Below are 22,496 nucleotides of genomic sequence, written 5' to 3' on the forward strand. Positions count from 1 at the left end.
TATTTCTTCGTGTAGATGGTTATTCCTAATTGCAATTAAATTCTATCATAGATTGACGGGGACTCAAGTCCCTCGTGACGCTTTCCTAGGAAGAGCTACAGCCTCACTACGTTCTGAGTTTCTGGCATTCCGTGTTCTCCTGTGAATCAACCTTCTCACAGCAGAAGGTAAATAGACAGGTAGGCGCAAATGAAGGCAACATAGAGGTTAGGGTAAGAATAGAGAGTAAGAGGCAAGTGTTGCTCGTCTTCGGGACTCTGATTCTGCTTTCACAAGTTAAGTTTATTTTTATTCTTCAACTGGGCGGTTGGGTCGAACTTTCGGTTCACCTGCGGCAAAGGCTTTTCAATCGAGACAGGGAACCTCGGCATTATTGACAGAGGCTGTTTTCACTCAGGAATTAACGGACACAAGGACTCATGGCTAAACAACTCAACCTACTTTCCGGGCAAGTAATTTCTACGCCTCTGCACGCCGAGATGCAGCAATCGTACCTCGAATATGCCATGAGTGTGATCGTCGGGCGAGCTTTGCCTGATGTCCGCGACGGTTTAAAACCTGTTCACCGTCGAATTTTATATGCGATGCACGAACTTGGTCTGACGCCCGATCGACCTTACCGTAAGTGCGCCCGGGTAGTTGGAGATGTTTTGGGAAAATATCATCCCCACGGCGACCAATCGGTTTACGACGCTCTGGTACGCATGGTTCAGGAGTTTTCGAGCCGCTATCCTTTACTGGCGGGTCACGGCAATTTTGGTTCGGTGGACAATGATCCGGCGGCTGCTATGCGCTATACGGAAACTAGGCTGGCACCGATCGCCCACGAAGCTATGCTAACCCAAGTCGGCGATGCAACTGTTGATTTTACTGCTAACTTTGACAGTTCCCAGCAGGAACCGACGGCGCTGCCTGCTCAGTTGCCGTTTCTGTTACTCAACGGCTGTACGGGCATTGCTGTGGGGATGGCAACTAATATCCCGCCGCACAATTTGGGAGAGGTGGTAGACGGTTTAATTGCTTTGATTGAAAACCCGGAACTATCGGACGAGAAGTTGATAGAACTGATTCCGGGTCCGGATTTTCCAACAGGAGGGGAAATCGTTGCTACAGAGGGCATTGTTGACGCCTACACTAAGGGTCGAGGCAGCATTGCGGTCAGGGGTGTGGCCGGGGTGGAAGAGGTGCCAGGTAATCGCAAGGTGCGTACTAAAACGGCGATCGTTGTGACGGAGTTTCCGTTTCAGGTAAATAAGGCGGCTTGGATTGAAAAGGTGGCGGAGTTGGTCAATGCTGGCCGCCTCGACGGTATTTCTGATTTGCGTGACGAGAGCGATCGCGAAGGCATTCGAGTTGTGATTGAACTCAAGCGGGAATTTACGCCAGAAGCGGTTCTCGCTCGCCTTTACCAACAAACTGACCTGCAAACAAATTTTGGCGCAATTTTGCTGGCAATTGTCAACGGTCAACCGCGACAGTTGACGCTGAGACAATTGTTGCAGGAATTTCTCGATTTCCGGGAAGTGACTCTTACCCGCCGCTACAATTACGAGTTGCAAGCTGCAGAACGCCGCTGTCACATTGTCCAAGGCTTAATGTTGGCTTTGACAAATCTCGATACAGCGATCGACATTCTCAGAAATTCTCCTGACGGCTCTACTGCTAAGCAAACTTTCCAAGTTCGCCTCAATTTGAGCGAAAGTCAAGCTGATGCGATTTTGGCGATGCCTATGCGTAGACTGACTGGTTTGGAAAGGCAAAATTTGCAGTCTGAGTTTGATGAGTTGATGGCTAATATTCAAGAATTGCAGCGGTTGTTGAGCGACAGGCGCGAACTTCTGAAGGCTTTAAAGAAGGAACTTCGATCGCTCAAACGCAAGTACGCTGACCCCCGCCGCACTAAATTCGCCAATGGAACTGCACGCGCAGCAAACGCCGAACCACAATTTTCTGGTAAGAAAAATTCTGCAGTGAAGCAGTTGTCGCCGGCAACGATTCAGCCGAACTTATTGCCCGTTGTAGAGGCAGAGGAAACTATTGTTGAATTTTCGCACAAGCAGTACGTGCGACGCTTGCCGACTGGGGAAAAGCCACGCTCGAAAAGTCGCGAAAAATCGGTTTCAGCTTTAGAAAAAAATGAAGATTTTATTGTGACGGCAAATCTGACGAAAACCGATCGCACTTTGGTCGTCTTAACTCCTAACGGCAAAGCTTACCCGCTGAAAGTCGCCGATATTCCTAGTAGTAGCGCCAAAGACCGGGGAACGCCGATCGTTAGTTTGTTGTCGCCGAGTGCTACTAAAGAAAGTGCCGGTCGCGCTTTGTCGGAAATCACAGTTGCACACTTTATTTTGCCGGAAAATTCGGAAGCTGCAGATTTAGTAACTCTGACTCAGCAAGGGAAAATTAAGCGCTTGCCGATGCAGGAATTTGCTGATTTGACTAATCGTGGCGTTACAGTTGTTAAACTCAAGGAGGACGATCGGCTGCGCTGTGCGAGTCTGGGTAAAGTCGGCGAGCAAGTGGCGATCGCCACTTCAGGAGGTCGAGTCCTGCGGTTTGAGATTGATGATGAACAACTGCCCCCAATGGGCCGCGCGGCCCAGGGTTCTCAAGTAACCAGGTTGCGGAAGCAGGAAGAGTTGGTGGGTTGCATCACTCTCGATCCGAACGACAGTCTGGTGCTATTTTCCGAGTTGGGTTGGGCAAAACGAATGCCTGCAGGTTCTGTCAGACTTACTAACCGGGGCGAAATTGGCACTCAAGCTTTTCGTTTCTCAGAGCCTAAAGATGCTTTAGTTGGCTTGCTGCAGGCTGTTCCGGGTACGGATGTCAAACTTTTTACTAATTCTGGCCGCCTGCTGCGATCGGCTATTGATGCTATAGCTTTTTGGGGGAAAGATGCTGCGGGCGATCGAGTTTTTGACCTCAATCCGGGTGAAAAAATTATCAAAGTTATCAGCAGTAAATAGTCATTAATCATTGGTCATTGGTAATGGGGAATTATTCTTCTTGCAAGACTTCTTCCCCCCGAACATCAGACTTTAACATCCCCAATCTAAAATCTAAAATTGTTTGATGGCGAAAGTTGTATTAGAAAATATTTACAAAAGTTTTCCGCTCCGCCAAGGAGAACAGGAAAAAGAAGCAAACACCGTCCCAGAAAGTGTCTCGTCTTTTGCCGATCGCCCTTCGTCTAACAGCGTTTTGCGGCGCATTAACCTGACGGTCGAAGACGGGGAATTCATGGTGCTGGTGGGGCCTTCGGGCTGCGGAAAAAGCACTTTGCTGCGATCGATCGCCGGTTTGGAAGTTTTGACTGCCGGCAATATTTGGGTTGGCGATCGGCTCCTTAACGATTTGCCTCCTAAAGACCGAGATATCGCTATGGTATTTCAAAATTATGCTCTCTATCCTCACTTAACAGTTTACGATAATCTCGCCTTTGGATTGCGCCGCTCGGAAAGGGAGAAAGAAGAAGGAAGAAGGAAGAAGGAAGAAGGAAGAAGGAAGAGGGAAGAAGGAAGAGGGAAGAAGGAAGAAGGAAGAATGGAGAAGATACAAGGAGAAGAAGGAAGCATCCAGAAGGGAGAAAAAATTAGGAAGAAGATAGAAGAAGTTATTAATTATTTAGCTTCTAATTCTTTTAAAACTAATCTACTTTATCCTTTGTGTGAGGACTTTTTAGGAGGAGCCACTCGCAAGTTGCCTCCGGGTTTGCGCTATTTGTCGGAACGGGAAAAGGCTGTAGGAAAACGAGTGCGAGAGGTAGCTGAATTATTGCAAATAGAATCTCTTTTAAATCGCTTGCCAAAACAACTTTCGGGAGGGCAAAAGCAGCGGGTAGCTTTGGGTAGGGCGATGGCTAGGAATCCTGAAGTTTTTTTGATGGACGAACCGCTATCTAATCTTGATGCGAAATTGAGGGCGGAAACTCGATCGCAAATTGTGCAGTTGCAGCGACAGTTGCGAACTACAACTATTTATGTGACTCACGACCAAACTGAGGCGATGACTATGGGCGATCGGATTGCTATTATGAATAGAGGTCAGCTTCAGCAAGTAGCTCAACCTCTAGAGCTTTACAACAAGCCGGCTAATCTGTTTGTTGCTGAGTTTATCGGTTCTCCGCCGATGAATTTTTTGTCGGTGCAATTTAGTGCCCCGTTGTTGATTTCTCATCCGCAATTTCGCTTTACTTTACCCGATATTTGGGCAAAAAGTCTACAACAATATGACGGGCGAGGGCTAATTTTGGGCATTCGGCCGGAACATCTGAGCATTAACCCTCCGGCTACCAAAAATCTTTCGGTACAAGTGGAAATTGTAGAGGCTTTGGGACACGAAACTTATTTGGGGGTTGGTTTGACGGATGCTCCGGCGGTGCGGATGCAAGTGCGGGTTCCTCCTGAGCGATCGATCCGAGTTGGCGAGGAGCTTTGGTTGGCCATTGCCCATGACAAAATTCACTTGTTCGACCCTGATACCGAGTTGGCTATTTTTCCTGTTAGGTAAAATCATCAAGGTCGATCGACCGTTATCACCGCTCTCACTATCCACAAAATTGCCCTTTTGGCAAGTCACTGTTATATTAATTTACATAAGCCTTACAAAAGTTAACTAAAGGAGTTCGCACTATGCAAGAACAAAAACGCAACGCTTGGAAGTGGGGCTTCAGCGAAGGAGCCGAAAATTGGAACGGTCGTTTGGCGATGATTGGTTTCTCTGCCGCTGTCATAATCGAATTGGTTTCCGGTCAAGGCCTGCTTCACTTTTGGGGCCTGATGTAATTTTCTAGTTAAGACTTTTGTGACACTGCAAAGCTGGGGAGTTCCGTAACGGACTCCCTAAATTTTGGCAGCGCGATTTGGCCAGCAAATAGCCACTTGCTCCGGGCAGTTAGCAGCACAAAATTTAACAGCTATAGCCCAAACCGGGGCGGGGGGTCTCCCCCCCAAAAAAAAGAGTGCGAATCACTCTTTTGGGTGATGCTAGCAAATTACTCTAGCGGATATATTCTTTTAAGATGCTGTTCCGGTTGGGATGGCGCAACTTCCGCAGGGCTTTAGCCTCGATTTGGCGAATTCGCTCACGAGTGACGTTAAAGATTTGACCAATTTCCTCCAAGGTCTTCATCCGTCCGTCATCTAAGCCGTAACGCAGTCGCAGTACATCCCGTTCTCGGGGGCTGAGAGTATCCAAAACGCTTTCCAAGTCTTCCCTGAGCAAGTTTTTCGAGACTTGATCTTCGGGTGTTTCCCCGTCAGATTCAATAAAGTCTCCCAGACGGGAGTCTTCCTCTTTGCCGATCGGAGTTTCTAGAGAGATAGGCAACTGTGCGGACTTAGCAATGAACCGCAACTTCTCGATCGTCATCTCCATGCGGGTAGCAATTTCTTCTTCCGTAGGCTTGCGACCCATTTCCTGAGACAGGAGTTTGGTAGTTTTCTTAATCCGCGAAATGGTTTCGTAAAGGTGAACCGGCAGGCGGATAGTGCGCGATTGATCGGCGATGGCCCGGGTGATGGCTTGACGTATCCACCAAGTTGCGTAGGTTGAAAACTTGTAGCCTTTTTCGTGATCGAATTTTTCAGCGGCCCGGATCAGACCCAAGGAGCCTTCCTGAATCAAATCTTGAAAAGACAAACCGCGATTCATGTATTTTTTGGCGATCGACACCACCAAACGCAGGTTTGATTGCACCATTTTTTCCTTGGCCCGACGGCCGACGTGTAGTCGGTGACGGAATGCAGGAAGTGCCATATCTACAGCATTAGCCCATTCGCTGTCTTTGGGTTCGCGGTTATACTCTTCGAGCAGTTGTTCTCGAACTCGCTCTAATTCCAGCAAATCTGCAATCTTGCGCGCTAGTTCAATCTCTTCGTCAGCTCGCAGCAGTCGAATCCGACCGATTTCTTGCAGGTAAAGACGAATAGAGTCTTCAGTATAATGCTTTTTCTTTGCCTGTGCCCGACGGCGGGCTTTGGCGCCTTTGCCAGATTTAGGGTCTTCCTCAGATTGAGAGTCTAAGAATTCTTCTCTATCGTCTTCTTCGTCGATAAAGAGTTCTAACTCGCTCTCAGGTAGAACGCTTTCGGCGCTCCGAAGCAACTCGATTGTTTCCATTTCCGGTGTAATTGTGGTTTCGAGTACGGTGTTAGCCTGGATCATGCCGTCTTCCTCATGCTCCTGAATTAAAGAATAAATAACAGTGGAATAGTGTCTGTTTGTAGTTTAGACAAGTTAGCCAGTATTGACATTCCCGCAGGAAAAAATAGTGGGATTTTCGGTCTGCTAGCTGAATCTGTTACCGAAACTGCACCAGTTTTATCAGTCAAAGTTCGAGTTCTGGTTTGAAGCAGCCAGCGCCTTCAATTGAGCGCAGATTTTAACATCGCGACCTGGGATTGAGCGTGCGGCTTTTTTTTTCGGAGCGAGTGACCACATCATCTGTGATATCTTGCCCAGAGAAGCAAACCATGAAATGCGATCGATCGCACTTCCAAAAATACTGGCTTTTTTACTCGGTACTTCGAGCTTTTACCCGTACAAGTTTTCCGGCACGGAACCCTCTAACTTTTGTATTGGAGGTGTCGAACTTTTGATTCGCCTTGCTTTGACTCTGGTTGTCAGACATGACAGTTGCACGGCAAATTTTCGCCACTTTGGATGCTAGTCTGCTGCCTCAAATGCAACAGCAGAGGGTTGAAGCACCAAACGGGGAGAATCGGATATTGCAAAGACCTTCCCGATTGTAGCCTTTCTCACAAAAAATGGAAGTTGTTTTCCATTGTTGGTCAAGAACTAGGAAAACTCTGTCAGCTTAGCTTGACAATACTAACTCATGTCCGGCTCTGCTAAATCCTGAGAACGGCCCGCAAAAACTTTGGCACGATCAAACGGCGCTGTTTTCTGCGTATATCTGGGTGAACGGCTGCGGCGTAGTTGGCCAGACAGTTAGCAGACAATTTTTGAGTTGCCCAAATTGGAACCAATACAATCCGTGTAGATACACCCATCATTACCCTGTTTCCCTGAATTGAATCATACGCAATGTGCGATTGAATAAAGCTCGTAGCTTTAGTTTTAAGCCGGCCACTCTGGATTAGAGACCGACTCGGACCCCAAATGAAGCGTTGCGGGTTGAGTAGTGCAACAGGGGCTTTCATTGTTAAGTTAGCTCAAATCTCAGAAATTGGGTTTAATTTTCACGTTAAATCACATTAAGTTCTTAACGTCACATTCTTATTTAAGCAGTTCGACACGAGTTTGTCGCGTCAATGGCAAAAACCACCCGGATAAATTCTACTGAGAGTTAACCCGCCGCGCAACTCTCGGCTGCGGACTTCTCTAAATTTTTTTTGCTTTCGGTTCGCACTTGCGCGATCGCACTTTCTCCTCACAAACAACACAATTCGCCATCTCCCGGAAGTATAACTTCACGATTCCTTTAAATATATCGTGACACTGTGAAGATTCCATAAAGCCCCTCAATCAATTTTAGGTAGCATTCCCGAATTGTCTTGATAATTTCAAGCAGACGAAACAAAAGCACAGCGGGCGTTGCTGCAACTGTCGGCCGATGATAAGTCCGCCAGGGAAGAAAAATTTACGCAGTTAGCGATGTGCTTGCTATTGTTAGAGAAGGCATAAACTGCAGGAGGCTTAAAGAAAGGGAACGGTAGGACGCTGGTGGGATCGCTAAAACTTTTGTTACATTTATTTACAGCGTGTCCTCCGAAAGCGTGGCTCTAGGTTTGAGCTCTAAATCATTGATCACGCTCCTAGCTCAGCAATGACGAGATCGAAAATTGTCTATAAAGTTGATTATACCTCTTTACTATTGATGATTTCTAATAAACTTTGATAAAAGACTTTGAAGCTTTTAGAGCGATTTAATTCAGGATTCATATATTGAGAAATTTCGCTAGAGGCTTTATATTTTTCTAGTCCTCCCGCATGATATCCAGCTTTTTTCAGGACTCTTTCCAAAGCCTCCCATGTACCCCCTTTAATAGCATCGGGGTCGCGATACGGTTGTTGATTAGCTAAATTGGCAGAGACTTTAGGATAAGCTTGGCAAATTGCTTCAACATCGCCGAAAAACCACGCTTCTAATTCTTCAACTACAATTCGATTTAAGACTTGGAATGATTTATCTTTTTGACAGGAAGATTTAGTGATTAATCCCGAAGATATTGCCATTATTTCTAGTTTTTGTTTTAATTTGAGACAATCTTCTCGATCTTCATCTATTAAAATAACAATTTTCCAATCAGGCGGAAGCCATGCTTGATAACCTTTCAAACGGTTAGGCAATTTAGCCAGTAAATCTGTTTTCCCTCGAAAAGCATGAATTTTATAGGTAACAGTCGATGGCAATATTTTGGGTACAATGTGGGTTAAAGCTGATTCTAGTGATGCTTCTTCCACTAAAAACTCAAGATGCAAAATGCTCACCTCCTCTTAATTTTAAGTTTAAAATCATTGCGGTGCACCCGCATTTTTGAGGGGATTTCCCACATCAAAGAAATCTTCCATCCACAGCGAACCGAGTAAGGAACCGTTTTCTATAAATTGTTTGATTCCCTGCATATCGGCGGTTCTTTTGGCTTGAGTAAAACCTTTTTCATCTCTATATAATACCCATAATTCTTCGGGTTTTAAACGATCTACAAAAAAGGGAGAATGGGTTGTTATCATTAATTGAGTATTCGCCGAAGCCGAACGACATTCTTCTGCAAGCTGAGGTAATAATTGCGGATGCAAATGATTTTCTGGTTCTTCTATTCCCACTAATTGCGGGGGATTTGGATCGAATAAAACTGTCAAATAAGCTAAGAGTTTTAACGTACCGTCGGAGGCATATTTTGCCAAAATGGGATGAGAAAAAGGAGCATCTTTAATTTCCAACAAAAGTCTGCCATCCTGCATGACAAGAGCCTCGACTTTTTCGAGGCGTGGAATACGAGCAGAAAGGGTTTTTAGTATTTCTTCTAACCGTTGGGGATGTTGTTCTTTTAGGTATTGGATAACATTAGGTAAATTGTCACCAGTGGGGGACAATCTTTCCTGTGCACCTGCTTCGGGAAGGCTGCGGGTATTATCTGCGGTTAAATAGGATAAATACCAACCTGTAATAAAGCGTCTTAATGCGCTGACGCGAGGATGTTTGGCAAATTGTCCTAATGTATTTACTGCTAATAATTCAGGTGATGCCAGTTGTTCGGTAATCCTTTCACCTTCTTCATCAGGACTTTCGCCACTAATGACTTGTCCTTCGCCTTTCTTGAAGTCTAAAAACCGAAAAGGTTTACCTTGGCTGGCTCGCCTCCACTGTAACGATTCTTCAGCAATGAAAGGACGATTATTTTCTTCATCTATGGCGAGATGATAGGTAATTAACGGCGATTTGTATGTCTCTCGATATTTTAATTCAATAATGATGCAGCCTGTACTATCTCTGGTGCGTAATTCTCGAAATCTGCCCCTTCTATCCCATGCTTTTCTGAGGCTTTCATTGAAACATTCAGACAGGAAAGCAAAAACATCAAAAATAGTTGATTTTCCGCTACCATTAGGCCCCAAGAGGACAGTTAAGGGGGTAATTTTTTTAAGTTCTAGATTATGTAAAGCTCGGTAATTTTGAACTTTGAGATATTCTATCCGTGGAACATTTTTCATAATTTCACATCCTTAACTATACTTGGTGTTTCTTGGATAAGTAGGTCGTTTTCATTAAACATAAAACGCTTTTTCGTTAGATTCCCGACTTCTCAAAGAAGTCCGGAATCTGGGTGTTTGGTTTTTTGAGATTGTGCTACAGAAAAATGATTACTGATTCCGCAGGCGAGGGTTAACAAACTCGTTTAATCCTTCCCCCACCAAAGACAATCCCACTACCATTAAAGTCATTGCCAAACCGGGAAACAAAGCTGTCCACCAAATGCCAGTAGGTAGCGCATCTAAAGCTAAACGCAAGTCGTGTCCCCATTCAGGAGTCGCTTCGGGAAGTCCTAATCCAAGAAATCCCAAACCTCCTAATGTTAAAATTGCATCGGCAGCGTTGAGCGCAAACAGCACCGGTACGCTCTGAATCACGTTCAGGAATAGGTAGCGGGAAAGCACTGTCCAAGTGTCAGCACCCATTGCTCGCGCGGCTTCGACAAACAATTCGGTTTTGACGCTGACGGTGTGATTCCTGACTACGCGGTAGTATTGAGGTATGTAGGAAATGCTCAGGGCGATCGCAGCATTCAAAACTCCTTTTCCTACTACAAACGCTAGCGTCAAAGAAAGCAGCAGCCCCGGCAAAGTATAAATTGTATCCATTAAAAATAACAACACTCGATCGAGCTTACCGCCCACATAACCGCTAACCAAACCCAGCGGCACACCGATAAACAAACTCAAAGATGTGGCTAAAATCACCACTTGCCAAGCGGCCCGAGAAGCAAACAGCGTGCGGGAAAACACATCGTAGCCGCTGCGGCTAGTACCAAACCAATAATTCCCCGACGGCGGTTCGTGGATGGGGTTAATCAAAGCCTCGGTAGGATTTTGCAGCCATCCCCAAGCTTGCATAGCTGGAGACAAGGTGGCTACGAATATAAACACGGCAGTTATTGTCAAACCTGCCCACATCATTTTCATTGACAGGCTTGACGGTGAGGCACTGTTGAGAAATCGCGGCAGTCGGAGGCGGCTTTGAGCCATAATGACGATCGACCAATATAAGAAAGACTTTTAGATTTTAGTAGCACTCAGGCGAAAAAACCCGGAACAGTCAAAAATCCTCTTTCTCCTTCGCCAAACACTCGCGACAAACCGGGTTTTTTCGCGCGATAGGGCTAAAAAAAACACAGTTTATCCCCTGCATGGGACTGGCGCGCAGGGGATAAACTGTGTTTTTGGCAGGCGGGACGCAAGTCGAGTTTAAGTTAAATCTCCCTTGGCGAACCTGAAATCTAAAATCAATCGACTTCCTACAAATTACTGGCAATTAACTCGCGGTACTGGCTTTTCGGCTTAACTCCCTTGAGCTCAGCCACCATATCTTTGTCTTTGAAATACTGAATCGTCGGCGTACCAATCACGCCAGCATTTTCCGCAATTTCTGGATCTTCTTCGATGTCAATTTCCACGTAGTGAATTTTGCCATCGAACTCATCTACTACTTTGTTCAAAATCGGCTTGAGGCTGTGGCAAGGGCCGCAACTCGGAGAGGCATATTTGACCACGATCAGTCGATCGCTATCGTGGAACAACTTCCGCAAAGCATAACCTCCTTCGTGGCGCGTGTCTTGGATATCAAAGTTCTCGCTGGTTTTGCGTACTTTTTGAGCTTCCGGCGCTGCTGTGGGTTGCTCGGATTCCTCAGTTTGATGGAATTCCTGCATTAAACCGTTGACTGACAGCCAACGTTCTGCCAGCATCGCCCCCATGCAACCGCTGCCGGCGGCGGTGATTGCTTGGCGAAACTCGTGGTCTTGCACGTCGCCGACGGCGTAAACTCCCTCGACGCTGGTTTCTACCGAACCGTGTTTGGTGGCGATATACCCTATTTCGTCGAGTTCTAGCTGACCTTGGAACAGTTGAGTGTTGGGAGTGTGACCGATCGCATAAAACAATCCTTTCACCAGCAAATCGCTCTCGGCGCCCGTCTCGATATTTCTAAGCCTCACCCCGTCCATTTTGCCGCCCGCTTCGCCCAAAATATCCACTGCTTCGGTGTTCCAGTGCACGGTAATTTTGGGATTGCTCAGCACTCGGTCTTGCATGGCTTTGCTGGCGCGCATTTGATTGCGCCGCACCAGCATATGTACGTGAGAGCCGTATTTTGTCAAATAAATAGATTCTTCCGCTGCGGTATCGCCCGCGCCGATGACAGCTAAATCTACTCCTTTAAAAATTGGGGTAGCGCCGTCGCAAATGGCACAGGCCGAAATGCCGTGACTCCAAAATACGTGTTCGCTAGGCAGCCCCAGCCGTTTGGCGGTCGCGCCTGTAGCGATTACTATCGTGTGGGTTTTGATTTCTCTGTCTTCTGAGCGCACTGTAAACGGACGCTGGCTCAAATCTACGTAAGTTACATCTTCTGTGTATAATTCTGCACCCCAGCGCGCTGCTTGAGCTTTCATTCGATCCATGAGCTGCGGCCCGGTGATCCCTTCAGGGAAACCGGGAAAGTTTTCTACTTCTGTGGTGGTCATCAGTTGACCGCCGGGGACGCCTCCCGCTTGGTAGCCTTCAAACACTACGGGTTTCAGGTTTGCCCGACCTGCGTAGATTGCTGCTGTGTAGCCTGCAGGGCCTGAGCCGATAATTACTAGGTTTTCTACGGTTTCGTTGGTCATAGCTGTTTACTTAAACTCATAACGACTTCGTTTTACTAATTCTAGCAGAGTTCGATCGAGTTTGGTTGGATGCCATTGGGCGATCGAGCATCTGTATCTATTGTTGAGGGTCGATCGGTCTTCGGGGCAATTCCAGCTTGTTTTATAAGCAAAAACAATCTAAAAGTCGATTTAGTTTTAAATGTTCGATCTATTTTGAGTCCTCAATTCTTAAGAAAATCTAAAGATGATCGAAATTATTGACTTCATTCTCAATTATTTTACCTATTTACTTGCTTTGAGGCTTGTGGTAGGATTTTCATAATCCAGGGGTATTATGACTAATTTGACTTGGTGACGCTGAAACCTAATTAATTCATAAAATTAGCAACCTCTTCAAATGTAATTAGTGCAATTATTTATGCAAAGTCCGAATTTTATGGTTTAAGAATTGTAACGGAGATTTTGCCAATTTTGACAAAATACAGTCTTTGTGGTATGCAAGGTGGGATCGGGGGAAAATTAGAAGGAAATTTTTAACCGCTTCGGAAGCACAGGCGGGACGCCCGTGCCACGATAAACATAGAATTTTGTAATTGTGTCTAGATGGATAAAATCAAGATATTGTTTGTGTGCAGTCAGAATAAGTGGAGGAGTTTGACTGCCGAGAAGATATGCGAGAACGTTAGCGGCTACAGCGTGCGATCGGCTGGAACGGAAAAAGGTGCAAGAATTAGAGTCACTGAGGGTCTTGTCGGTTGGGCAGATTTGATATTTGTGATGGAGAAGAAGCATGGCGATCGACTTCGCAGCAAATTTCCCGAAAGTCTCGAAGGCAAGAAAGTTATTTGCCTGCAAATCCCGGACAACTACGAATATATGGAACCGGAGTTAGTCGAGCTTTTGCAGGCGAAACTGAACCCCTATATGGAAATGCCAGATAACGAGATAAATTTTATGCAGCGAGTTTTGGAACCGGAAGTGATGGATTCCTTGGAAGAGGCGATCGAATACGATTCGATGGACTTTACTGAGGTTAATACTGCTTTTGCTAAGAGTGCTGCGGCGTTGGGGCCGGTTTTTGGAAACGTTTTGGATGCGGGGACGGGTACGGCGAGAATTCCGATCGCCCTTTGTCAACTCCGGCCAGCATGGAAATTGACTTGCATCGATTTGTCGGCAAATATGCTGAAAGTCGGGGCAGAAAATGTGGAAAAGGCCGGCGTGCGATCGCAAATCAGTCTCGAATTAATTGATGCTAAGGCAATGCCGTATCCAGACAGTTATTTTGACATGGTGATTTCCAACAGCATTATCCACCATTTGCCCGATCCGCTGCCATTTTTGCAGGAAGTCAAGCGGGTGTTGAAGCCGCAGGGAGCAATTTTTTTGCGGGATTTGCTGCGGCCGGAAAAAGCGGAAATCAGGGATAATTTAGTCAATCTGTATGCGGGAGATTGCAACGCGCATCAGAAACAGTTATTCAGCGATTCGTTGCAAGCAGCATTTACGCTGGATGAAGTTGAGGAGATGATCCAAAATGCCGGGTTGGATGGGTTGAGGATTTATGAATCTTCAGACAGACATTGGACGGCAGAACGTGCTTGGTGCGACTCTTTGTAGCCACGGGACGATCGCCCGATAACTTTTCAAATGAGAATAGGAGCGATCGCGCCTTTCCAGCTATGCGCCTTACCCTTCCGTGATCTGTTTGTTGTTTAATTACTGTTTTCGGGTCGGAAAAATTAGTATGATTGAACCGCGAAGACGCGAAAAACGCGAAGGAAGAGTCAGGAAGAATCACAAGTAGATAATCTTCTCCGAGGAAGGGAGTAAGATGTTTAAGCATCTGATCGGAAAAATCTGCGATCGAAGTTATGCCGAAAAAGCCCGTTCCGCGACCTGAAGATGAAGAGTCGCATTTGAAGAAGCTCAGGGAAGAACTGGAGATGAGTCAGAAAGATTGGGCGCGAGAGCCTGGCGTTTCGTCGCAAACAATCAGTCGTTGGGAGTTGGGAAAGAATGTGCCGACGTTCACCGTCAAGCAGATGAAAGCTTTGGAGAAATTGCTGGCTAGCATCGGCAGGTCGATCGGCGATTTGCCAGATAATCTATGATGGAAACGATTTTCCAATCTAAAATTCATCGGCATCTAAAATTACTCGATCGCGCCCTCGGTCTTTAGCTTGATAAAGTGCGCGGTCTGCCGCTGCAATCAAGTTTTTTTGTGCTGCAGACGATCGAGGAACCGTACTCGCTACTCCCCAACTCAGCGTCACGAGAGAACACACCTCCGAATTAATGTGTTCTATTTCTAGTTCTCTTATCCACACTCGAATTTTCTCTGCAATCGAGACACCTATTTCAGGTGAAGTCCGAGGCAAAATCACTGCAAATTCTTCGCCTCCGTAACGAGCTACCAGAGTCTCCCCCGAAACTTCGCCTGTCGAGTAATTTACAGCCTCAACAATAGTTTTCGCTACCTGTTGCAAACAAGCGTCTCCCGCTTGATGTCCGTAAGTATCGTTGTATTGTTTAAAAAAGTCAATATCGCATAAAATTAAAGATAGTTCTGCTGCTTCTTGTCCCAATTCCTGCCATTTTTTCTCGAAGTATTCGTTAAAACAGCGCCGGTTCGCCACCTGAGTTAACCCATCTGAGTTCGCAAGGCGATACAATTCGGAATTAGCTGATTGTAATTGAGAATTAGCTGCTTCTAACTCGGCTTGTGTTACCGATAAATTGTAATACAGTTGCCTAATATACCCAGTAGCTTGTTGGTGAATTTCGGATAAAGCTACCAATACTTGATGCACGTCTAACAGTCGGTAAACTTGAGGTTCTAACTGCACAACAATCGGCTCGTAAAGCAGTTCGGGCTGCCGCTGCATGGCTCGCTGAGCTGCCACGACAATTAAGGCTACTCCTGGTAAAATCAAAATATCAGTTTGAGCTATCTGATACAAAGCCAGAATTGGTCGGCCAGCAAATGTATCTAGTCCGTAAGGGCGGCTCAGGCGTTCCATAAATCGCCTGCGCGATATCATCCCTAAAAATTCGCCTTTTACGGTCAAGATAACTCCCGGAAGCAGCGGGTGAGCTTGAAAAAACCGGGCTACTTCTTTGGCTAGGGATGAAGCTTCCACTTGAAAATTAAATACAGGCAGATCCTTAAGAGTAGACTCTAAAGATAGATTTTTTGGTAGTTTTTCGGGCGAGTTAGATGGCGGGATAAATTCAACAGACACAGCGCAGATCAGAATAAAAAATAAAGCAGCAACAAAGCTAGTCTAAACTATTAACTTATCTTAGTATTTGTTTCGTACCATTGGCTGTATTTACTACACTATATAATATTTAAGGGGATAAACTAACGCATGAGTTTATTTCCTGCCTGCATTCCCTTGGATTGATTCATCCTTACTCAATTAGAGATTTATTGAATTATTACTTAATTTTTTAATGGTGATTTTTTGCGGTAAAAAAAAGATTTCAGCGCTATTTCTTAACTCATTCACGGCGCAAACAAACTCAAGAAACCTGGTTTTAAAACCAGGATCGAGGCTGTAACAAGGTTTTGCGTAAAAAACGTGGTCTCTGCCGCTGTTTTAAACTCAAAACTCAACACTCAACATTCCCTCACCACCCCCAAGTTCCTGGCCCTCCCTTAAACGGGCCGACAATATCTTTGGTAATCCAGCCGCCGTAAAAATCCCCTGGTTGAGATTGCACTAATTCCCCGTCCACATAACAAGCCTCCATCTTGCTGGGATAAAAAGCCACATAATCTTTAATAGCTGCAAAAACCTGATTAGGATTGGGATAAAACCAAGCTGCATTTACTACTTCTTTCGACTCTACCGTCACAGTGTAATAACCGGCTTGTCCCTTCCACTCGCACCAAGAACCCCGTAAAGTTTTGTGCAAATATTCCATTTTGATGTCATCGGGGCAGATATAGTAGACAGGAGGGTGACTGGTCTCCAATACCCGCTGAGGACGGCGCGTGTCGGCGATCGTCACTCCATTAAAAATTATCTGTACGTGTTTGGTCGATTCCTCAAGCCGAGGGGGACGTGGGTAATCCCAAACAGACTCTTCACCAGGGCCAGGCTCTATTCGATCGAAGTTCATGTGCACAATCTCCCCTGAAAACAAACAATTAGCGACTTAGCATTACAATTTAATGTACCCTTAATCGAGTCGCTGCTTCAGAGCAAACCAGCTTTTCTCACCTCTTCGTAATATGAGTATTCGCGGTATAGATGTTTCCGACTACCAGCCCAATGTCAATTGGCAAGCAGTTGCCCAGGAAGGTATTGTCTTCGCTTTTGTCAAATCGACGGAGGGTGCAACGTTCGTTTCCCAAACTTTCGCTCGCAATTGGGCGGCGATGAAAGCGGCGGGGATTCAACGCGGTGCTTACCACTTTTTTCAACCTGCAAGCAGCGTTCAAGGACAAATAGATTTGTTCTTGAAAACTGTAAAACTCGAAGCGGGGGATTTACCGGCCGTCTTGGATTTGGAAACTACAGGCGGTTTGAGTGTTGATCAATTGTGCGATCGAGCCACAATTTGGTTAGAAGCAGTCGAAAAAGTCACCTTGATGCGGCCTATTATCTACACTTACCCCGGTTTCTGGGACAACTTGGGAACGACACGGTTGGCGGATTACCCACTGTGGATTGCTCACTATACGAGTGCTGAGGAACCTTGGGTTCCCGGCGGCTGGAAAACTTGGACTTTTTGGCAGTATAGCGACACCGGCACCGTGTCCGGCGTCTCGGGGAATGTAGACACCAATATTTTTGAAAGCGTCCGAGAAGGCGCCGTAAGTTATAAAGTTGCAGACATCCAGAGGGAATTAAGAATTAAAGGTTTTTATCAAGGTGCGATGGATGGTAAATTTGGAGCCACCACCACAGCGGCGCTCATCTCGTTTCAGAAATCTCAAGATCTCAATCCAGACGGCATTGCCAGCCTCAAAACTTGGGCCACTTTGATGCGAAAATCTCCCAAAGTAGTTGTCCCCCCTCCAACCCCGACACCAGTCCCGCAGCCGACTCCCGCTCCGACTCCTACTCCCATATCAAACGTGCGACTGACTCAGGTATTTTCGTCTTATAAAGCTAGCGCTAGCCAAGATACTGCCTTAATTTGGCTGCAAAGTCAAGTTTCTAACTCTATTTTAGGGGAATTTGCTCAAAAATGGCGGGCAACTACCTTACCTCAAGACAGTAATTTGCGATTGATAGATGTCGGCAAATTTTATCGCGGTTTAGCACAACAAGACCAAGCTTTAGATTGGCTGCAAAAACAAATTTCTCCGGCTATTATTAACGAGTTTGCACAAAAATGGCGCTCTCAATCTATTGTCACTAATTCTCCGATTCGGCTGATAGATGCGTGCAAATTTTATCGGGCCGCACCAAACCAAAACCAGGCTTTAGATTGGCTGGAAGGGCGAATTTCGCCGGCCATTCTATCGGAGTTTTTTCGCAGGTGGCAGAATGCTAATCGATTATAGATTTTAGATGGACTCTAAAGATGAATCTGGCGATTTTAGAGTTTTTTAGATGGGAGATTGACTCCACAAATAAATCTGGGGGTTTGACCGCTTTGTAATTGAAAAGCCGCCAAATCTTGCTATTGGAGATTTGAGATTGAGTCCACATCAAAACAAGTCAAATCCTCTCCCTCACTCCCCGCATCTCCATGAGACTCTCGAACATAACAGACAATCTCTCGCTTAGCTACAGCTTACTGCCATCTTTGACGCCAAGAGAATTATCTGATAAAGTTATAGCCACTATCAAGGTTTTTAATCTTATTGGGAAAAATCCCGGGCCGTGCCGAGTTTGTAAGCTGCGCCGAAAATAGCGCCTGCACTGCAATTACCCGCTATCGAACATTTAAAACTAAGCGGGCAGCCTGTAACAATTATATCTATGGAAATCCCCTTTAACATTACCCAGTTGATGGTCATGACTGTCATCTGTGGCATCAGTGCTCAAGTTCTCGCCGCTTATCTGAAAGTTCCGGCGATCGTCTTTTTGCTGTTGTTTGGCATTTTAGCCGGCCCAGACTGCTTGGGAGTGCTGCACCCGAATCTGCTGGGCAGCGGTTTGGAAGTTATGGTATCGCTTTGCGTAGCTTTAATTCTGTTTGAAGGCGGCTTGAATTTGGAATTGCGAGATTTGGGCAAACTTTCCGGCAGCATCCGCAATTTAGTTACCGTAGGCACTTTAATTACGCTAATTGGCGGCGGAATGGCCGCACACTGGTTGGGGGAATTTCCCTGGCCGATCGCATTTCTGTATGCTTCTCTAGTAGTCGTCACTGGTCCGACGGTAATCGGCCCTTTGCTCAAACAAGTATCGGTTGACAAACAAGTTGCCGCCTTGCTAGAAGCAGAAGGCGTTTTAATCGATCCTGTCGGGGCAATTTTGGCAGTATTGGTGCTGAATATTATTTTGAACGGCAATGCTGATTTGCTGGTTTTGTTCCGAGATTTAATCGTGCGACTCTTAGTTGGCGCAGTCATCGGGATTGCGGGAGGTTGGCTGCTGGGATTCATTCTCAAGCGATCGCAATTTCTCTCAGAAGACCTTAAAAACTTAGTAGTTTTAGCCGGTTTGTGGGGATTTTTCGGCTTAGCAGAAGAAATCCGCAGCGAATCGGGACTGATGGCAACAGTCCTCTCCGGCATTGTCCTCAGAGCTGCGGCTGTGCCGGAAGAAAGGCTGCTGAGGAGGTTTAAAGGGCAACTCACAGTTCTTGCTATTTCCATGCTGTTCGTGCTGCTGGCGGCCGATTTATCCCTCGCTAGTGTGGTCGCCCTCGGTTGGGGAAGTTTGTTTACAGTTTTAGCTTTAATGTGGGTAGTGCGGCCGATCAACGTTTGGCTGTGTACTTGGAACAGCGGACTGAATTGGCGGCAGAAATTATTTGTGTGTTGGGTAGCGCCGAGGGGAATTGTCTCAGCGTCGATCGCATCTTTATTTGCAATTTTGCTTACCCAGCGAGGAATCAACGGCGGCGACTCGATTAAAGCCTTAGTTTTCCTAACAATTATTATGACAGTTTTCGTCCAGGGACTAACGGCTGGACGGATGGCTCAACTTTTGGGCATCACCTCAAAATCGGCCACCGGTGCCGTCATTGTGGGGTCAAATCCTTTGAGCAGATTAATTGCTCGCTTGTTTCAAGAACGCGGAGAATCGGTGGCAATTATTGACACGAACCCGGAAGCTTGCGAACAAGCAGAACGAGAAGGTTTGCGGGTGTTTTTGAGCAGTGCTCTCGACCACAGCGTGTTAGAAGAAGCTGGACTGGATTCGATGGGAACTTTTTTGGCAATGACTCACAACGGCGAGGTAAACTTAGTGTTAGCTCAGCGGGCGGCCGAAGAGTTTGCACCGCCGAGGGTTTTGGCAATATTCCCCAAAGATCCGCAAGCAAATACGCCTGCAAATCAGACTAAAATAAATCAAGCTTTTGTCTCCGATTTGTCGCTGAAGGATTGGAACGAATATCTGATTGACAAAGAAGTAAAATTGGGGGAAACTGAGTTAAAAAGTGAGGGATTGCAGTTTCAGATTGCTCACTTGCAAGCTTTGGTTCAGGCCGGGGAATTAGCGCCGCTGCTGCTGGAAAGGCAAGGGTACTTGCAAGTAGTGTCGGCGGCCCAGATTTGGCAAGCAGGCGATCGAATTATTTATTTGCTGTACGATCCGACACCGAAGTTGTTGAAAAGATTGTCGGGTTCGTCGCAGTCTCGCTTGACTTTGGAAAAGCATCAGGTAGTTGAAGAAGTGCCGATTCCTTCTCGGGTTTTAGAGCAGGTTTTGGAGTCAGCGGCAATAGCAAAGGATGCTAAAGTTTTGCAGCCGCCAGTTTCGCGGTAGGAGCAGTATCCCCGATCGTACTCTGTAATCTGCTTGTGGCGATCGTCCTTACTCTGCCTCCCCAATTAAAGTAAATGCCGCCCAATTTCGCGGCCCTGGATGAGTTTTCATCGTGGTTAACATTGCCTGCCGAAGTGCCTGTGCTTTGTCGGGATTATTTTGCAAGTTTTGATAAAACGACTGCATCAATTCGGATGTCGGCGCATCGGGAACTGACCATAAAGAAACAATTACACTCGGCACTCCTGCCGAAATCAACGCCCGCGACAAACCAATCACCCCATCCCCAGTAATTCTCCCTTCTCCTTGCAGGCACTCAAAACAACTAAATTTGCTTGCAGTTTCATGTCGAAAATCTCTTCTGCGGTCAATAAGCCGTCATCGCTACCAGAAGGAGCCATAGCGATCGCACTTCCCAATCCGCGCACATCATCCAGCAATCCATGCGTTGCCAGGTGGATAATCGATGCTTGCGGCATTTTTTGGACGATCGCAGCTTTTGTACCTTGTGCGCCTGTGATGGCTTGGGTGTTGAGCAGAGGTGCGATCGCGATCGCTTCAGCTTCGGCTCCCGGTAGAGGAGACAATTGCTGTTTGGGTTCTCCCAGAGAGAGAGACACACTCGGCATCGTGGGATTGCCCAAGACTAGAGCGTTACTGCTGTTGGCTGGCTTCTGTACCAACTTCTGCCGTTGTTGTCGAGTCAAATCCAATACTTGAATCGAAGGGGCGGTGAGAATGGTGTGTTTTTGGATTAAGTAAGTGCCGTTGGCATCTTGCAGGGCGGGAAAAGGCACCTGGAACAGGGAACCTTGGGGAATGAAAATGACATGGGCATTGGGATCTTTTGGCAAAAGCGTTTCAATTGGGTCAATCAGCAGTTGATGCAGTGTCGGTAAGTTGGGTTGCGGTTGAAGAAAACCCGTACTGCTGCGGCTGCGAACGGCAAGAAACTCCTGATTGCCAATAATTAGATCGGTTAGAGAGGCTTTGTGCTGCTGCCAGAGGGGTTTGAGGTCTACCTCGCGGAACGTAATTTCGCCCGTCGGTTGAATCACCCAGATGTAGAGCGCGGATTCTCGCGCTTCCCTTTTTCCCTGAATCTGGAAGTCGTTGTAGATGATGGAATACTGAACCAAAGTGGCATTCTGTGCTTTGGCGATTTGGCGGATTTGCTCCTGGTTGGGAGCAGAGGCGATGACCGGATTGGCATCACCAGTTGATAAGCGCTCTGTCAGGAGATCGACAAAGGCACGAGCACGTCCCCGTTCGGCAATTTCTAACGCGGCATTGGGGTTATTCTGAGCCACCCGAACTTGTTGTAAAGCCCGATAAGTGCCAGCTTGTCCTTCAAAGATGGAGACTTTATTCGCATCGTTGGAGCCGAGCATTTGACGCATTGATTCCCAAACTTGAATCCCATTGAGGAGCATTTTTTCAGCTTCTGTTGGGTTGCCAGCTTCCAAGAACGCCACTCCAAGGTTGTTGAGCGCCACACCTTCACTTTGGCGGTCTTTAATTTCGCGGGCGATGGCTAACGGCTGCTGTGCATACTCAATGGCTTTAGCATAGTTGCCCAGATCGTGGTAAGTGGCTCCCAAATTGCTTAGTGCTGCACCCTCTATCTGGCGGTCTTTAATTTCGCGGGCGATGGCTAAGCACTGCTCTGCATACTTGATGGCTTGGGTATAGTTGCCCAGAGAGCGGTAAGCGATTCCTAAATTGCCCAATGCCCTACCCTCACTGGGACGGTCTTTAATTTCGCGGGCGATGGCTAAATTTTGCTGCAAATACTCAATGGCTTGGGCATAGTTGCCCAGAGACTCGTAAGTGAGTCCCAAATTGCCCAGTGACATAGCCTCCAATTGGCGGTATTGAATTTCGCGGGCGATCACTAAACTCTGCTGTGAATACTCAATGGCTTTGGCCGAGTTGCCCAGAGAGTAGTAAGCACCTGCCAAATTGCCCAATGCCTCACCCTCACTTAGACGGTCTTTAATTTCGCGGGCGATGGCTAACTTTTGCTGCAAATACTCAATGGCTTGGGCCCAGTTGCCCAGAGAGTGGTAAGTGAGTCCCAAATTGCCCAGTGACGCACCCTCCCCCTGGCGGTTTTTAATTTCGCGGGCGATCGCTAAACTCTGCTGTGAATACTCAATGGCTTTGGCCGAGTTGCTCAGAGAGTAGTAAGCACCTGCCAAATTGCCCAATGCCTCACCCTCACTTAGACGGTCTTTAATTTCGCGGGCGATGG

The 22,496-nt window shown here is 46.6% G+C and carries 15 protein-coding genes and 1 pseudogene; 7 read left to right on the forward strand and 9 right to left on the reverse strand.

All coding sequences use genetic code 11. The features are described 5' to 3' along the window. The first annotated feature begins 419 nt into the window (after positions 1-419). The 3 genes from QT996_RS18930 to QT996_RS18940 all read left to right on the forward strand — a co-directional run bounded on the left by QT996_RS18930 (position 420) and on the right by QT996_RS18940 (position 4,790). A complete protein-coding gene (locus tag QT996_RS18930) occupies positions 420-2,972 on the forward strand; it encodes a DNA topoisomerase (ATP-hydrolyzing) (RefSeq protein WP_333048308.1) in 2,553 nt (850 codons plus the stop codon). Positions 2,973-3,246: 274 nt separating this feature from the next. Next, positions 3,247-4,515 carry an ATP-binding cassette domain-containing protein gene (locus tag QT996_RS18935; protein WP_445304577.1) on the forward strand — a complete coding sequence of 423 codons (1,269 nt, stop codon included), beginning with the start codon at positions 3,247-3,249 and terminating at the stop codon, positions 4,513-4,515. Between the two features lie 122 nt (positions 4,516-4,637). Beyond that, positions 4,638-4,790, forward strand: coding sequence for a chlorophyll A-B binding protein (locus QT996_RS18940; protein WP_333048310.1), 153 nt, complete (start codon positions 4,638-4,640; stop codon positions 4,788-4,790). 214 nt (positions 4,791-5,004) lie between these two features. Here QT996_RS18940 and rpoD read toward each other — a convergent pair whose 3' ends face one another. The 6 genes from rpoD to trxB all read right to left on the reverse strand — a co-directional run bounded on the left by rpoD (position 5,005) and on the right by trxB (position 12,356). Then, positions 5,005-6,171, reverse strand: a complete 1,167-nt coding sequence (rpoD, locus tag QT996_RS18945) for an RNA polymerase sigma factor RpoD (RefSeq protein ID WP_333048311.1) — start codon at positions 6,169-6,171, stop codon at positions 5,005-5,007. A gap of 686 nt (positions 6,172-6,857) precedes the next feature. Next, on the reverse strand, positions 6,858-7,022 hold the full coding sequence (locus QT996_RS18950; protein ID WP_242728775.1) for a hypothetical protein: 165 nt from the start codon (positions 7,020-7,022) through the stop codon (positions 6,858-6,860). 805 nt (positions 7,023-7,827) lie between these two features. Next, positions 7,828-8,433, reverse strand: a complete 606-nt coding sequence (locus QT996_RS18955) for a DUF4276 family protein (RefSeq protein WP_333048312.1) — start codon at positions 8,431-8,433, stop codon at positions 7,828-7,830. Between the two features lie 51 nt (positions 8,434-8,484). Beyond that, positions 8,485-9,684 carry an AAA family ATPase gene (locus QT996_RS18960; RefSeq protein WP_333048313.1) on the reverse strand — a complete coding sequence of 400 codons (1,200 nt, stop codon included), beginning with the start codon at positions 9,682-9,684 and terminating at the stop codon, positions 8,485-8,487. A gap of 150 nt (positions 9,685-9,834) precedes the next feature. Next, a complete protein-coding gene (locus QT996_RS18965; RefSeq protein WP_333048315.1) occupies positions 9,835-10,716 on the reverse strand; it encodes an ABC transporter permease in 882 nt (293 codons plus the stop codon). A gap of 269 nt (positions 10,717-10,985) precedes the next feature. Next, positions 10,986-12,356 carry a thioredoxin-disulfide reductase gene (trxB, locus tag QT996_RS18970; RefSeq protein ID WP_333048316.1) on the reverse strand — a complete coding sequence of 457 codons (1,371 nt, stop codon included), beginning with the start codon at positions 12,354-12,356 and terminating at the stop codon, positions 10,986-10,988. 585 nt (positions 12,357-12,941) lie between these two features. Between trxB and QT996_RS18975 the strand changes: the two genes are divergently transcribed. Next, positions 12,942-13,958, forward strand: coding sequence for a methyltransferase domain-containing protein (locus QT996_RS18975; protein ID WP_333048317.1), 1,017 nt, complete (start codon positions 12,942-12,944; stop codon positions 13,956-13,958). 254 nt (positions 13,959-14,212) lie between these two features. After that, a complete protein-coding gene (locus tag QT996_RS18980) occupies positions 14,213-14,452 on the forward strand; it encodes a helix-turn-helix transcriptional regulator (protein ID WP_333048318.1) in 240 nt (79 codons plus the stop codon). 18 nt (positions 14,453-14,470) lie between these two features. On the opposite strand, the gene QT996_RS18985 is transcribed toward QT996_RS18980, so the two are convergent. Then, positions 14,471-15,583: a diguanylate cyclase gene (locus QT996_RS18985; RefSeq protein WP_333048319.1), complete on the reverse strand. Its 1,113-nt coding sequence runs from the start codon at positions 15,581-15,583 to the stop codon at positions 14,471-14,473. Between the two features lie 391 nt (positions 15,584-15,974). Further along, positions 15,975-16,469 carry a DUF427 domain-containing protein gene (locus tag QT996_RS18990; RefSeq protein ID WP_333048320.1) on the reverse strand — a complete coding sequence of 165 codons (495 nt, stop codon included), beginning with the start codon at positions 16,467-16,469 and terminating at the stop codon, positions 15,975-15,977. Positions 16,470-16,581: 112 nt separating this feature from the next. On the opposite strand from QT996_RS18990, the gene QT996_RS18995 reads away from it, so the two are divergent. Both QT996_RS18995 and QT996_RS19000 read left to right on the forward strand, forming a co-directional pair. After that, positions 16,582-17,862 (forward strand): GH25 family lysozyme, encoded by a 1,281-nt coding sequence (locus QT996_RS18995; RefSeq protein WP_333048321.1) that lies wholly within the window; start codon positions 16,582-16,584, stop codon positions 17,860-17,862. 421 nt (positions 17,863-18,283) lie between these two features. Beyond that, positions 18,284-20,242 carry a cation:proton antiporter domain-containing protein gene (locus tag QT996_RS19000; RefSeq protein ID WP_333048322.1) on the forward strand — a complete coding sequence of 653 codons (1,959 nt, stop codon included), beginning with the start codon at positions 18,284-18,286 and terminating at the stop codon, positions 20,240-20,242. Between the two features lie 48 nt (positions 20,243-20,290). On the opposite strand, the pseudogene QT996_RS19010 reads toward QT996_RS19000, so the two are convergent. Next, positions 20,291-22,452: pseudogene (locus QT996_RS19010) on the reverse strand (CHAT domain-containing protein). Between the last annotated feature and the right edge of the window lie 44 nt (positions 22,453-22,496).

This window comes from Microcoleus sp. S13C4 (genome assembly GCF_036700865.1).
GTDB lineage: Bacteria > Cyanobacteriota > Cyanobacteriia > Cyanobacteriales > Microcoleaceae > Microcoleus.

Bases quoted from the DNA above. Each gene is read 5' to 3' on its own strand.
- QT996_RS18950 (WP_242728775.1), bottom strand. From the start codon at position 7,022: ATGATGGGTGTATCTACACGGATTGTATTGGTTCCAATTTGGGCAACT.
- trxB (WP_333048316.1), bottom strand. From the start codon at position 12,356: ATGACCAACGAAACCGTAGAAAACCTAGTAATTATCGGCTCAGGCCCT.
- QT996_RS19000 (WP_333048322.1), top strand. From the start codon at position 18,284: ATGGAAATCCCCTTTAACATTACCCAGTTGATGGTCATGACTGTCATC.
- QT996_RS18960 (WP_333048313.1), bottom strand. From the start codon at position 9,684: ATGAAAAATGTTCCACGGATAGAATATCTCAAAGTTCAAAATTACCGA.
- QT996_RS18980 (WP_333048318.1), top strand. From the start codon at position 14,213: ATGCCGAAAAAGCCCGTTCCGCGACCTGAAGATGAAGAGTCGCATTTG.
- QT996_RS18940 (WP_333048310.1), top strand. From the start codon at position 4,638: ATGCAAGAACAAAAACGCAACGCTTGGAAGTGGGGCTTCAGCGAAGGA.
- QT996_RS18930 (WP_333048308.1), top strand. From the start codon at position 420: ATGGCTAAACAACTCAACCTACTTTCCGGGCAAGTAATTTCTACGCCT.
- QT996_RS18995 (WP_333048321.1), top strand. From the start codon at position 16,582: ATGAGTATTCGCGGTATAGATGTTTCCGACTACCAGCCCAATGTCAAT.
- rpoD (WP_333048311.1), bottom strand. From the start codon at position 6,171: ATGATCCAGGCTAACACCGTACTCGAAACCACAATTACACCGGAAATG.
- QT996_RS18965 (WP_333048315.1), bottom strand. From the start codon at position 10,716: ATGGCTCAAAGCCGCCTCCGACTGCCGCGATTTCTCAACAGTGCCTCA.
- QT996_RS18975 (WP_333048317.1), top strand. From the start codon at position 12,942: ATGGATAAAATCAAGATATTGTTTGTGTGCAGTCAGAATAAGTGGAGG.
- QT996_RS18935 (WP_445304577.1), top strand. From the start codon at position 3,247: ATGGTGCTGGTGGGGCCTTCGGGCTGCGGAAAAAGCACTTTGCTGCGA.
- QT996_RS18990 (WP_333048320.1), bottom strand. From the start codon at position 16,469: ATGAACTTCGATCGAATAGAGCCTGGCCCTGGTGAAGAGTCTGTTTGG.